Source organism: Nocardia sp. CY41, assembly GCF_009829325.1.
Classification (GTDB): domain Bacteria; phylum Actinomycetota; class Actinomycetes; order Mycobacteriales; family Mycobacteriaceae; genus Nocardia.
In genome coordinates this window covers 60,558-72,699 of sequence record NZ_VUOS01000023.1, presented here as the reverse complement: position 1 = coordinate 72,699, position 12,142 = coordinate 60,558, and the positions used below count along the sequence as shown (strand labels likewise).

Genomic DNA, 12,142 nt, shown 5'->3' with positions numbered 1-12,142 from the left:
TCGAGTCTATTGATCGCGCGTCCCGTACTCCGGGGGTTGCCCGAGTCGGTCCGATACCTGCGAGAGCCAGCGCACCGGCGTGGTCTCGCGCAGGTGGATCAGCACGTCGAACGCGTCGACGAGCGAGGAGAGCCGGATGTGCGCCGTGGCGTCGGCCGCCGGGTCGTAGACACCGCTGATGGTGCGCAGCTTCGCCGGGCCGGTCAGCCATTCGCGGACCGGTTCCGGCGCCGTGGCGTGCAAGTCGACGTAATAGGCCGGGAACTCGACCGCACCCAGTACGGCATCGACCAAGTCCGGCTGCGGGTCGGGCGCTACGGCCGCACCGAGATCGCCGTGCCGGAAGCCGATGCCGACGGACGCGTATCCGTCGCCCAGCTCAGCGCGCAAATGACTTCCGGTACCGCGGAACTCGGCCGAGCCGAGCACGATCGGCAGACCGCTGGTGTGCGCGAGCCCGTCCCAGTAGACGATCTTGGCGCCGGTCGAGCGTCGCCGTTCCAGCACCCTTTCGGCGGCAGGCCGTTCGTCCCGGGCGAATCCTCGGTTGGCGACGCTCTCCCGGTGGAAGTCGAGGATCAGGCGGGCTTGGGCGAGCGCGGTGGTCCGCTCGCTCGTGTCCGGCAACTCCGCCAGCAGCGCGAGGGCGTCCTCGGCATGCTCGACGAACGGGCGGCCGGGGTGGGTGCCCTGGTGCCGCTGGACATGCTCGTCGACCTGGTGTGCGGTACGGATCGGGGCGAGGTGCGCCTCGATCGCGCCGAGCCGGTCGGGCGCCACCTGGCGCACATGGTCGAGCACCGCGTCGTAGTCGCTCGGCTCGGCACGCGGTGGTTCGACGCCGAAGATGCGCACCGGGTCCTCCGGATGCGCCAGGTTGTACGCGCGGATCCAATGCAACGTGGCCACCGATTCCTCGGTGCGCCATGGGCGTGTGAACGATCCAACGCGATGCAGCCTCATACATCAACCATTGTTGAGGTCAAGCGTCGCGTCGGATCGCCGCTCCGGACTACAGCGTGGTGCGCATCAGCAGGACGTTGTACTGGCTGTGCACCGTCGTGAGGAAATACAGGTCACGCCCGGTCTGGTACGGGAAGATCGAGGGTGCGTAGGCGCTCGGCAATTCCCGTGTGTCGATCAATACTTCGGGTTCGCTCCACGGGCCCACCGGCGAGGAAGCCCGCCGCATCACCACGGAATTGAATCGGTCGGTGGTGAGCGAAATGTATTGGCCGAGATAGGCGTTGTACATCACAGACAACTCACCGACGCCGAACATGATCGGCGCGGCGGCATTCACGTCGTTCTTTCGCCAGGCGTGGCCGTCCCAGTATTCGTATTCGGCGAGGTTCGCGATGTCCGGCGCGCGCACGCGGGCGACGTGGGCGGTGTGATTACGCCCGGACCGCGTGCCGTATTCGTAGATGTACCCGCCGTCGGAGAGGAAGGCGTTCATCTGGAAGTTGGCGTTCCCGCCCTCGTTGTTCCGCCGGGTTTCCGGCAGTTCGGCCCAGGTCTCGCCGTTGTCCCCGGAGACGGCGAGCCCAGAGAAATTGGTGCTCCACTGCCCGACGTCGTCCCAGGTCTTCACCGACATCAGGCTCATGAACTGCACGCCGTCGACCGAGATGCCGGCGGTGGGGATGCGGCTGATCTCCAGGAAAGGGATTTTCGGGCTGGGAATCAAGTCGCGCGCCTGGCCGAACACATCCCGCACCACACTGTCGAAGAAGATGCCCTCGGCCGGATCGGTGGTGTGGCTGCGCAGGAGGATATTGCTGCGCCAAGCCCACATGCTGCCCGCGAGCAGATTGGGGAATCCCACGCCCGCGGTGTCGCCGAACGCGGTGAGCATTTCGCCGTGCCCGTTGTCCCACATGATGCCGAGATCGGTGCCGAGGACGTTGTAGGTCTGGGTGTTGTTCGGGCTGGCCATGCCGGTCACCTGGAAGACCGCTTTGGTGCGGCCGAGCAGATTCGGTAAACCGGTCGTGCCGTTGAGCACGGGAATCGGATTGATGGCGTTCGGGTTGGCGATGGCGGGGGTAGTCGCTGTGCAGAGCAGGGCCGAGACGCCCGTCAGCGCCGAGAGCAGGAAAGATGCGGTCTTTCGCACTGTCTGTGAGCCCTCCGGTTTCTTCCCGAGAGCGGTGCGAAACACAGACGTCCCGCGATACACAGACCCTTCGCAGCGTGCCTCGCACCACTAGTCGACTGGCTGGCAAATCGTGCAAATGCTAGCAGTGGAATCGGTCGCGGGAAGCCGTCTTCAGCATATTGGCAAATTTGTAGCTATCTACCGATTGCCTTACGGATGATCAACGGTAATTGGGTCGCGCGCTCGACGGCGAGAGTTCGCCGTGTGGATGCTTGCCACGACTTCTCGAAGAGTCGTTTGGCTGCGGCGACCGCGTGGGGCGACCGCGTCGCGAGGCGGTCGGCGAGCTTCTCGGCCTCCGCGACGGGGTCCGGCGCCAGCTCGGTGACCAAGCCGATCCGTGCGGCGTAGGTCGCGTCCACGGTGTCCGCGGTCATCGCGAGCAAGAGGGCTTTGTCCATGCCGATCAGCCTGGACAGCGTTGCCGCGCCGGTCATGTCCGGAACCAGGCCGTGCTTGACCTCCATGACCGCGAACTCCGCGTCCGGAGTGGCGAAACGGACGTCCGCCGCGAGCGCGAGCTGCAGCCCGCCGCCGTAGCAGCGCCCGTGGACGGCGGCGATCACCGGCACGGGCAGGTGCCGCCAAGCCCAGCACGCCTCCTGGAAGGCGTTCGTGCCGCGCCAGGGCGGGGAAACGAAGTTGCGAATGATTGCCAGAGGATCGCTGGTGGCTGCGGCGACGTCCAGACCGCTACTGAAGCTGGGTCCGTTGCCGGACAGGATCACCGCCCGAACATCGCTGCGGCGGGCCACCAGCTTCGCGCTGGCAACCAAGCTGTTGAGCATATCGATGGTCAGTCCGTTGTGTTTGTCCGGCCGGTCGAGCGTGACGTACGCGCGATGGTCGTCGAACCGCACGGCGATGTTGGTGCTCATTCCCGAATCTTACTCGTTAGTCAGTTGAGCCGCTCGCGCTGTTGCCCGAGGCCTCGGCCTCTGTTCTAATCGGACTCGAGTTACCGTCAATGTTGACGGTTCTGGAGCGGAGGACACATGCTGCCAGCCGGAATGGACCCGAGGACGCCGGTGCTCGTCGGCGCCGGGCAGGTCGTGCACCGACCGGGTGAGCCGGGCTTGCCCGGTCCGGTCGAACTCGCCGCCGAGTCCCTGCGCCGAGCGGGCGCCGACAGCGGCGTCGGTGACCGGCTGCTGCGGTCGGCCGATCTGATCGCCGCCGTCGCCCCGGTCAGCCGCCCGTACGGCGACTTGGGTGCGCTCGTCGCGGCCGACCTCGGCGTCACCCCGAGAAGGACCGTGCAGTCGGTGCGGTTCGGCGGTGACGCGCCGCAGCGCCTGCTGAACAGCGTCGCGCAGGCCATCGCCGACGGCCGCTCGGACGTCGCGCTGCTGACCGGGGCCGAAGCGGTGTACTCCGGAACGGCGGCCCCGCGGACCGGCACGGCGGTGGACTGGCCCGATCAACCGGACGACGCGGGCCCGGACGAGATCATCGGCTCCGATCGCGGCCCGAACTCGGATATGGAGACCGCCGCGGGCCTGTGGGGGCCGGTGTACTTCTACGCGCTCATGGAGACGGCGCTGCGCCGCAGACTCGGTTCGAGCGCGGCGGCGCACAACGAGCGGATCGGCGCCTTGTGGTCGCGGCTGTCGGAGATCGCGGCCCGCAATCCGTACGCGTGGCAGCCCACCGCGCAGTCCGCCGCCGATCTCGTGACGCCCGCGCCCGCCAACCGGATGGTGTCGACGCCGTACCCGAAGCTGACGGTCGCGAACCTGACCGTCGACCTGGGGGCCGGACTCGTTCTGTGCAGCGCGGCGGCCGCCGACGCCGCCGGTGTGCCACGGGACCACTGGGTGTTCCCGCACGCGGGCGCCACCGCGACCGACGAGTGGTTCGTCTCCGAGCGCGCGGACATGTCACGCTCGCCCGCCATCGCCGCCGCGGGAAGAGCGGCGCTGGGTGCGGCGGGGATCGCGATAGACGATATCGCGCACATCGACCTCTACTCGTGCTTCCCGGTCGCGGTGCAGATCGCGGCGGAGGAACTCGGTCTGCCGATCGATGATCCGGCCCGGCCGCTGTCGGTCACCGGCGGCCTGACCTTCGCGGGCGGGCCGGGCAACAACTACACGACGCACTCGATCGCGACGCTGTCCGGCATCCTGCGCGCGGAACCCGACGCCTACGGCCTGGCGACGGCGCTCGGTTGGTACAGCACCAAGCACGCTATCGGTGTGTACTCGGCCAGGCCGCCCGAGCGGCTGTTCCGTGCGATCGAGGCGGAAGTGCCCGCGGCGCGGCGCGAACCGGCGCCCGGGTACATCGGTCCCGCCACTGTCGAGTCCTACACCGTGGCCTACCGCAAGGGTCCTGCGCCCGACCGCGCCGACGAGCCGGAAGCCGTTGTGGTGAGCGCGCTGACGCCCGCGGGGGCCCGCATACTGGTCCGGGCGTCGGATGCCGACACCCTCGCGGCGTTCACCGCGGGCGACCCGCTCGGCGCGGACGCCGAGATCGCCGCGGACACGTTCACCCTGCTCACCGAGAGGAGCGCCCGATGAACGACTCGGTCCTGATCGAGCGGCGCGACGCCGTCACCGTGCTGACGGTCGACCGTCCCCAGGCGCGCAACGCGATCAACCTGGCCACCGCCCAGGCCATCGAGGCCGCCGTCGACGAGTTCGAAGCGGACGCTTCCGCGCGCGTGCTGGTGCTCACCGGGGCGGGCGGAACCTTCAGCGCGGGTATGGATCTCGTCGCCGCGTCGAAGGGCGAGATGCCGATGACGCAGCGCCGCGGTCCGCTCGGTATCACGGCCAAGCCCCCGGCGAAGCCGATGATCTCCGCGGTCGAGGGCTTCGCGCTGGCCGGTGGTTTCGAGCTTGCCCTGGCAGGCGATCTCATCGTCGCGGCACGCGACGCGCAGTTCGGCATCCCCGAGGTCAAACGCGGTCTGGTGGCCGCGGGCGGTGGCGTGTTGCGCTTGACCCAGCGGTTGCCGCGCAGCATCGTCGCCGAACTCGCGCTCACCGGCGGGCGGATCGGCGCCGAGCGGCTCTACCAGCTGGGTCTGGTCAATCGGGTCACCGATCCCGGTGCGGCGCTGTCGGTGGCGCTCGAACTCGCGGCCGAGATCGTCGCCGCCGCACCGCTCGCGGTGGCCGCGAGCAAGCGCATCATCGACGAGTCGCCGGATTGGCCGGTCGCGGAGGCGTTCGCGAAGCAAGGCGAGATCGCCCTGCCCGCGTTGATCTCCAAGGACGCCGCCGAAGGCGCGCTGGCGTTCGCGCAGAAGCGCGAGCCGCAGTGGCAGGGTCGCTGAGGGGCGGGCCGGGACACGTCCGGCAGCCGCAGGCGCAGCGCAGGGAGCGGATGCGCACGCGGTTGCTGGACGCGGCGGTGGAAAGCTTGGTGGAAGTCGGTTACACGGGCACCACCACGCTCGAGGTGCAGAAGCGGGCGGGCGTGCCGCGCGGGACGTTGCAGCACTATTTCCCCACCAGGGCCGACCTGCTCGCCGGCGCCGTCGAGCACGTGGCGCGTCGCCGATTCGACCAGCTGACAAGCGAATTCCAAGCCATTCCGGACGACGCGGACCGGTTGGAGACGGCCGTCGAGCTGACCATGCGGATGCTCAGCGGCCCGTCGTTCTGGGCGGCGCTGGAGATGTGGGTGGGCGCGCGGACCGATCCGGAACTGCGGGCGGCGTTCCTTCCGCTGGAGGTCCGCCTGTTCGAAGTGATGCACACCAGCATTCGCGACAGCTTCCGGCGCGAGTTTCCCGACGACCCCCGGGTGCCGACGATCACCGAGTTCACCATCGAGATCTTGACCGGACAGGCCCTGCGCGTGTTGCTCACCGGTGACATGTCCCGGAACCGGATCCTGCGGCATCGGTGGGGCAACGCCGTGCGCGTCTTGCTCGGCCCGGCGGGCTCGGACACTTTGCTCGACCCGCCCGCGGGCCGCGACGGTCAGGCGCCTACCGCCGACGGGTGATCGTCTCCAGCAGGACCTGTGCGCAGCCCGCCGGGTCGTCGAAGAACGGCGTGTGCCCGCTGCCGTGCAGCGTGACGTGCTCGGCGTCGGGCAAAACGCCGCGCGCCTTGCGGCTCTGCGTCGCGTAGGTGAGCAGGATATCGCGGCTGCCCCAGGCGATCGTGACCGGAATGTCGGCCAGCGCACGGATTTCGAGCGGCCGGACGTCGGTGAACGAGGCGATCGCCTCGTCGAAGCCGGCCGCGTCCGCCGCCCCGAGTGCGGTGTCCACCGCCACCTTCGCATCCAGTGCCCATGGTTTGCCGAAGACCAGCGAGAGGAAGACGGTCCGGCCCGCGGCGGTGCCGAGGACGGACGGAAGGGCGGGACGCAGCTTGCGCGCCAGCGCCCGCGACTTGCCCAGCGACTGCTGGCACCACACCCGGCCCGCGGTGTCCCAGAACCCGATCGGCGAATAAGCGGTCACCGAGCGGGCCAGCCCGCGGGCGCCCAGCTCGAGTGTGATCAGCCCGCCCATCGAGTTGCCCGCGAGATGCGGTTGTTCGATCCCTTGCGCGGCGAGGAATTCGGCGAGCGCCTCGGTGAGGTTGGGTACCGTGTTGTGCGCGAGAGGGTGCGTCGATCCGCCGAAGCCGGGCAGGTCGACCGCGATCACCTCGTACGACGCGGCCAATGTGTCGATGATCGGCTCCCACACCTGCCATCGGCTTCCGACCCCGTGGACGAGCACGAGCGGCTCGCCCGCGCCGACGCGGTGATGGTGCAACGTCGTCATGCGCCAACCCTAACAGCAGTCACGTGTCGTCAGTTGGGATCGCGACCGTGTGGCGAGGGCTGGCGCAGGGTTGTGTGTTGTCGGTAGGATAATTGGTATGGCAACGCGTAAGGTCACCCTTTCGCTGGACGAAGCCGCCTGGTCGTACGCCGAACAGGCGGCAGCTCGTGCGGGAATGTCGCCGTCGGCTTGGATATCGAAGGCCGCGCGACGGGAGGCCGTGCGCACCGGGGTCGGTCCGGTGTCGGATGTGACCGCCGAGGCCGCCGCGGACGCGGCCGAGCTGGCGGCCGCCGAGGAGGAGATGCGTGCGTCGGGGTGAGCTGTGGACCTACAACCCGCATGGTTCGCCGCGTCGCCGAACGGTGGTGCTCATCAGCAGTGACGGCATCAACGAATCGCCGCGCCCCTGGCTGATCGCGGCCGAGGTGATCGAGGACGATCCGCAGGACATCCTCGCGGTTCCGGTAGAGGAGCACGGCTGGGTGCACGCCGGGAACATCGGGCGCATCTTCCGTGGTTGGCTGGCCGAGCGGGTGGATGTGGTGGACACCGACACCCTGGAACGGCTCGACACCGCGCTGCGTGCGGCGATGGATCTCTGATTCCGAGCGTTGTGCGGCAACGTGACTCGCGTAGGTCACCGCGGACGACTACCGCTGGACGGCACACGGCATTATGGTGGCCACGCCACCGACAGTGGTCAGTCGAGGAAGAGGAGTCAGGTGCGGATCTGCATGATCGCCGCGGCGCTGATCGCGCTGCCGGTGCTCGCGGCATGCGGCAGTGACGAAGAGACGGCGGCGCCCACGGTGACGCAGGCCGATCTCGCCAAGTCGTTGCAGGACAAGGGCCTCAAGAACAAGGAGCTGGCCGACTGCGCCGCGAAGGTGTTCGTCGACCAGGGGATCTCGCAGGACGGACTGCGGATCATGATCAGCGACGAGTACGACACCAAGGCTCCCAACCAGGAAACACTGGGGATGAGCAAGGAGGACGCGGACAAGGCGCGCTCTGCCAGCGGTCGCATCGCCAGCGAGTGCATGTCGGCGGCCCAGCCTCGGTGAGAAAAGGACGGTCGCCGTCGCGGTGCGGCGGCCGACGTTTCGCGTAGCGAGGCAGTTCGGCAGACCGTACGCTGACGCTACGTCGACGCGGGTGTCGACCAGAAGCCGAGGATCCGACCGTGTCACAGCCGCCTTTTCCGACATCGCCGAACTCGGTCGGAACACCGGCCCCGCGACCGATCACCCCGTCCGGTCGCTGGTTCGCGCTGGGTGGCGCGCTGATCGCCCTCGGCATCATCGGCGGGATCGCGATCGGTGGCTTCGGTTTCCTGCAGACCTCGGCCCGGATCGACGACTTCCAGCGGGTGAAGGTGCCCGGCTCCGGCGTCGTGAACTTGTCGGAATCCGGCGGATACACGGTGTACGTCGAGTACTCCGGGGCGTCGTCCCGGGGCACTCCCGGCACGGTCAACCTGCGGGTGCTCGACCCGGACGGCAAACATGTGGAGTTGCACAAGTACGACGCGACCATCACCTATTCCTTCGGCGGGCACGAGGGACGGGCCGGGTTCTCGTTCGAGGCCGCGAAGCCGGGCGCCTATCGCGTGACCACGGCCGGTAGCTCCCAAGTGACGGTAGCCGTCGGCCGAGGTCTCGGCCCGTCGTTCGTCGGCACCCTCCTCGGCGCGCTCGCCCTGGGTTTCGGTGGCGTGGTGCTCGGTGTACTGGTGATCGTGGTGGTGGTGGTCAAGCGAAGCGCGAACAAGCGCGATGCCGCGGCGGGGCGGTCTTCGGGTCGTCCGCTCGAATACTGAGCTCCGCGCGGCTACGTGCGCGATCCGTCCGCCTCACAGCGCGACGGTGAGCTCGATCAGCGCGGTCGACCCCGCTTCCAGCCCCTCCGCGACCCGGACCGCCTTCTTCATCGGCAGCACGTAGGTCGCCCGCGACTTGTCCGGGAACAGCGACGTGGACCAGCTGCTGTCGCCGACGACCACATGCACCCGCACCGCGCCGAACCCGCCGGACCGATGCGCGTAGCGCTCCTCGATGTCATCGGCCACGTCCTCGGGCAGCGAGACGAAATGCCAGGCGGCATCCCCCTTGTGCTCCCACACCTCCGCCGTGAACGAGTACCGCGAACCACTCACGCCGCGACTGTAGCGGTGGGCACCGACAGTCATCCGCCTCGACCGTTGGAGCGCCTGCGACTGCCACGATCTACGACCGCGTCGGCCCGCTGGGCACTCCAGGGCATCGTCTGACGTGCGCAAGCCGATCGACCTGTCCGCGTCCTCTCGGATTCACACGACGAGGGGCGGCCATTCGGCGTCGTCCGGGAGGCGCGAGTACGGCAACAACGGCCGTAGACCACGGAGTAATCGACCTGGTCTACCCATGGGGCATGGTGAGTCGCCGGAAACGGTTCTCGGGGCCGGTCAGGCGGTCCGGGACGTTTGACGCCGGGCGCGGTCCTGGATTCCGATCGCGCTGCGTGCAACCCGTGAGCGACCGGACGGGGTGCGCGATCGTGGGCTGATGACGACCACCGAGGCCCAATCCACCACCGATGCCGAACTGGATGCGATCTTCGGCCCGATCTTCGACCGGATCGCCCAAGGCGCCGTGGCACGGGAGATCGATCGCACCCTGCCCTACGACGAAGTCGGCGAGTTGCGCGCGGCGAAATTCGGCGCGCTACGCGTTCCGGTCGAGTTCGGCGGGTACGGCGTCACCGTCCGGCAGCTGTTCCGATTGCTCATCGAACTCGCCGCAGCCGAATCGAACTTGCCGCAGGCGCTGCGAGTGCACTTCTCGTTCGTCGAGGATCAACTGCTGGCCGAGCATGGGCCGGAGCGGGAGCGCTGGTTGCGCGCGGCGGCCGGAGGCACCCTGGTGGGAAACGCGATCACCGAACCGGGCGTCGGCGCGGTGGACCGCTACCGCACCACGCTGACCGAGGACGGCGGGCGTTGGCTGCTCAACGGCGTGAAGTACTACAGCACGGGATCGCTCTACGCGGACTACATCCTGGCCGCCGCCGACCGGAACGGTGAGCGGGTGGGGGTCCTTGTGGACGCGAACGCCGAGGGAGTGCGTCAGCACGACGACTGGGACGGCTTCGGTCAGCGGCTGACGGCCAGCGGCACCACGGAATTCACCGACGTGGTGGTGACCGAGGATCGGATTCTCGGTCCCGGCTACGGTGCGCCCGGCCCCACCTATGCGACTTCCTACCTGCAACTGGTCCAGCTCTCGGTGCTCGCGGGCATCGCCAAGCGCGCCGAACGCGACATTCGGGCATGGGTCGCCGCGCGCACCAGGGGCTACACGCATTCCGCCGCCGATCTGCCGCGCCATGACCCGCTGGTGCAGCAGGTGATCGGGCGCCTTTCGGCGGCCGCGTTCGCCGCCGAGGCCAGTGTGCTCGCCGTCGCCGACGTGCTCGACGGGGTGCTGGCCGGCGGCGCGAAGGAGGAGAGCGCCTTGGTCGCGGCCGAACTCGCGGCGGCTCGGGCGCAGCTGGCGGTCATCGATCTGGTGCTGCCCGCGACGTCGCTGCTGTTCGAGGTGGGCGGCGCTTCGGTGGTGTCCGAACAGCTGCGGTTGGATCGGCACTGGCGCAACGCCCGCACCATCTCGGTGCACAATCCGGCGATCCAGAAGGCGCGCGCGATCGGGGATCACCTGCTCAACGGCGCCGACCTGCCGTTCGCGTGGAGCGCGGGCGAACGCACCCCGGCCCCGGGAGCCGCGCGGTGACCCGCCGGATCCGGTTCAACGCCTTCGACATGAACTGCGTCGCCCATCAGTCACCCGGGCTGTGGCGGCATCCGGACGACCGGTCGCATCGCTACAAGGAACTCGGCTACTGGACCGAGCTGGCGAAACTGCTGGAACGCGGCCGCTTCGACGGCATTTTCATCGCCGACGTCCTCGGCACCTACGACGTCTACGGCGGCAACGACATCGCCGCGCTGCGGCAAGGCGCGCAGATCCCGGTGGCCGACCCGCTGCTGCTGGTCTCCGCCATGGCCGCGGTGACCGAGCATCTCGGGTTCGGCATCACCACCGGCACCGGATTCGAGCATCCGTACCCGTTCGCCCGGCGGCTGTCCACGCTCGACCATCTCACCAGCGGCAGGCTCGGCTGGAATGTGGTGACCGGCTACCTGCCCTCGGCTGCGCGCAATTTCGGTGCGGCCGACCAGCTCGACCACGACGAGCGCTACAACCAGGCCGACGAGTACCTAGAAGTGCTCTACAAGCTGTGGGAAGGCTCGTGGGAAGACGACGCGGTGGTCCGCGACGCGGCCGCGGGCGTCTACGTGGACCCGGCCAAGGTGCACCACATCGGTCATCGCGGCACGCACTACACCGTGCCCGGCATCCACCTGTCGGAGCCGTCGCCGCAACGGACGCCGGTGATCTACCAGGCGGGCGCGTCGCCGCGCGGCGTGCGGTTCGCGGCCGAGAACGCCGAGGCCATCTTCATCGCCGGTCCGTCGAAACGCGTTCTGGCGCAGACTGTGTCCCGGATCAGGGACGCGCTGGAGGCGGCGGGCCGCGCTCGTGACGCGGCGCGCATCTACGCGCTCGCGACGATCGTCACCGACGCGACCGACGAGGCGGCGCGACGCAAGCACGAGGAGTACCTGTCCTATGCCAGCGTCGAGGGCGGGCTGGTGTTCATGTCCGGCTGGATGGGCATCGATCTGTCCCGCTACGACCTCGATGACCCGATCGGTCAGGTGCAGAGCAACGCCATCCAGTCGGCGGTAGCGGCGTTCCAGGAGTTCGACGACGACGGGCGGGAATGGACCGTCCGCGACATCGGCAGGTGGGCAGGCATCGGGGGTATGGGGCCGGTGTTCGTCGGATCGGGGGAGACGGTCGCCGATCTGCTCCAGGAGTGGGCCGCCGAAACTGATCTCGACGGCTTCAACCTGGCCTACGCGATCACGCCGGGAACGTTCGAAGACATTGTCCGGCACGTGGTTCCGGTGCTGACCGCCCGAGGCGCGTATGCCGAGGAGTACGCGCCCGGCACACTGCGCAACGCGCTGTTCGGTGCGGGTGACCGGTTGCCCGCCGACCACCGGGGCGCGAGCTACCGGCTGGGCGGTGCGGGATCGACGGCTCTGCCGGACACCGTCTCGCGGCCGGGAGCGACGGTCGAGGCGAACTCGTAACGTGCTCGGATGGCGCCGGAGCCTTCGTGGTCCGGCGCCGTCC

The 12,142-nt window shown here is 68.8% G+C and carries 14 protein-coding genes; 9 read left to right on the top strand and 5 right to left on the bottom strand.

Features of this window, described 5'->3' with window-relative positions; genetic code table 11:
* Positions 1 to 6 precede the first annotated feature (6 nt).
* The 3 genes from GVY64_RS25250 to GVY64_RS25240 form a co-directional block, all read right to left on the bottom strand.
* Positions 7 to 963, bottom strand: a complete 957-nt coding sequence (locus GVY64_RS25250; RefSeq protein WP_159846206.1) for an erythromycin esterase family protein — start codon at positions 961 to 963, stop codon at positions 7 to 9.
* Positions 964 to 1,012: 49 nt separating this feature from the next.
* Positions 1,013 to 2,119 carry a DUF4185 domain-containing protein gene (locus tag GVY64_RS25245; RefSeq protein WP_159846203.1) on the bottom strand — a complete coding sequence of 369 codons (1,107 nt, stop codon included), beginning with the start codon at positions 2,117 to 2,119 and terminating at the stop codon, positions 1,013 to 1,015.
* A gap of 176 nt (positions 2,120 to 2,295) precedes the next feature.
* A complete protein-coding gene (locus tag GVY64_RS25240) occupies positions 2,296 to 3,039 on the bottom strand; it encodes a crotonase/enoyl-CoA hydratase family protein (protein WP_159846201.1) in 744 nt (247 codons plus the stop codon).
* A 117-nt stretch (positions 3,040 to 3,156) separates the two neighbouring features.
* Here GVY64_RS25240 and GVY64_RS25235 point away from each other — a divergent pair, with 117 nt between their 5' ends.
* The 3 genes from GVY64_RS25235 to GVY64_RS25225 are packed head-to-tail and all read left to right on the top strand — an operon-like array spanning position 3,157 to position 6,124.
* Positions 3,157 to 4,686: a thiolase C-terminal domain-containing protein gene (locus tag GVY64_RS25235; RefSeq protein WP_159846198.1), complete on the top strand. Its 1,530-nt coding sequence runs from the start codon at positions 3,157 to 3,159 to the stop codon at positions 4,684 to 4,686.
* Positions 4,683 to 5,447: a crotonase/enoyl-CoA hydratase family protein gene (locus GVY64_RS25230; RefSeq protein WP_159846195.1), complete on the top strand. Its 765-nt coding sequence runs from the start codon at positions 4,683 to 4,685 to the stop codon at positions 5,445 to 5,447. The genes GVY64_RS25235 and GVY64_RS25230 overlap by 4 nt, the downstream gene beginning before the upstream one ends.
* A gap of 50 nt (positions 5,448 to 5,497) precedes the next feature.
* Positions 5,498 to 6,124, top strand: coding sequence for a TetR/AcrR family transcriptional regulator (locus GVY64_RS25225; protein WP_159846545.1), 627 nt, complete (start codon positions 5,498 to 5,500; stop codon positions 6,122 to 6,124).
* On the opposite strand, the gene GVY64_RS25220 is transcribed toward GVY64_RS25225, so the two are convergent.
* On the bottom strand, positions 6,108 to 6,899 hold the full coding sequence (locus tag GVY64_RS25220; RefSeq protein WP_159846192.1) for an alpha/beta fold hydrolase: 792 nt from the start codon (positions 6,897 to 6,899) through the stop codon (positions 6,108 to 6,110). The two genes, GVY64_RS25225 and GVY64_RS25220, sit on opposite strands and share 17 nt — an antisense overlap.
* 97 nt (positions 6,900 to 6,996) lie before the next feature.
* Here GVY64_RS25220 and GVY64_RS25215 point away from each other — a divergent pair, with 97 nt between their 5' ends.
* From GVY64_RS25215 to GVY64_RS25200, 4 genes are all read left to right on the top strand, one after another.
* The gene (locus GVY64_RS25215) at positions 6,997 to 7,221 is read left to right on the top strand and encodes a hypothetical protein (RefSeq protein ID WP_159846189.1); all 225 of its coding nucleotides are present in this window, start codon (positions 6,997 to 6,999) and stop codon (positions 7,219 to 7,221) included.
* Positions 7,208 to 7,504, top strand: coding sequence for a hypothetical protein (locus tag GVY64_RS25210; RefSeq protein ID WP_159846186.1), 297 nt, complete (start codon positions 7,208 to 7,210; stop codon positions 7,502 to 7,504). Before GVY64_RS25215 ends, GVY64_RS25210 begins: the two co-directional genes overlap by 14 nt.
* A 132-nt stretch (positions 7,505 to 7,636) precedes the next feature.
* Positions 7,637 to 7,966 (top strand): hypothetical protein, encoded by a 330-nt coding sequence (locus GVY64_RS25205; RefSeq protein WP_228829302.1) that lies wholly within the window; start codon positions 7,637 to 7,639, stop codon positions 7,964 to 7,966.
* Between the two features lie 119 nt (positions 7,967 to 8,085).
* Positions 8,086 to 8,721: a hypothetical protein gene (locus tag GVY64_RS25200; RefSeq protein WP_159846180.1), complete on the top strand. Its 636-nt coding sequence runs from the start codon at positions 8,086 to 8,088 to the stop codon at positions 8,719 to 8,721.
* Positions 8,722 to 8,754: 33 nt separating this feature from the next.
* Here GVY64_RS25200 and GVY64_RS25195 read toward each other — a convergent pair whose 3' ends face one another.
* Positions 8,755 to 9,057 carry a DUF1905 domain-containing protein gene (locus GVY64_RS25195; RefSeq protein WP_236567159.1) on the bottom strand — a complete coding sequence of 101 codons (303 nt, stop codon included), beginning with the start codon at positions 9,055 to 9,057 and terminating at the stop codon, positions 8,755 to 8,757.
* Between the two features lie 388 nt (positions 9,058 to 9,445).
* On the opposite strand from GVY64_RS25195, the gene GVY64_RS25190 reads away from it, so the two are divergent.
* A complete protein-coding gene (locus GVY64_RS25190; protein WP_159846174.1) occupies positions 9,446 to 10,669 on the top strand; it encodes an acyl-CoA dehydrogenase family protein in 1,224 nt (407 codons plus the stop codon).
* Complete coding sequence (locus GVY64_RS25185; protein WP_159846171.1) at positions 10,666 to 12,099, top strand: LLM class flavin-dependent oxidoreductase; 1,434 nt, start codon at positions 10,666 to 10,668, stop codon at positions 12,097 to 12,099. Before GVY64_RS25190 ends, GVY64_RS25185 begins: the two co-directional genes overlap by 4 nt.
* Positions 12,100 to 12,142 lie beyond the last annotated feature (43 nt).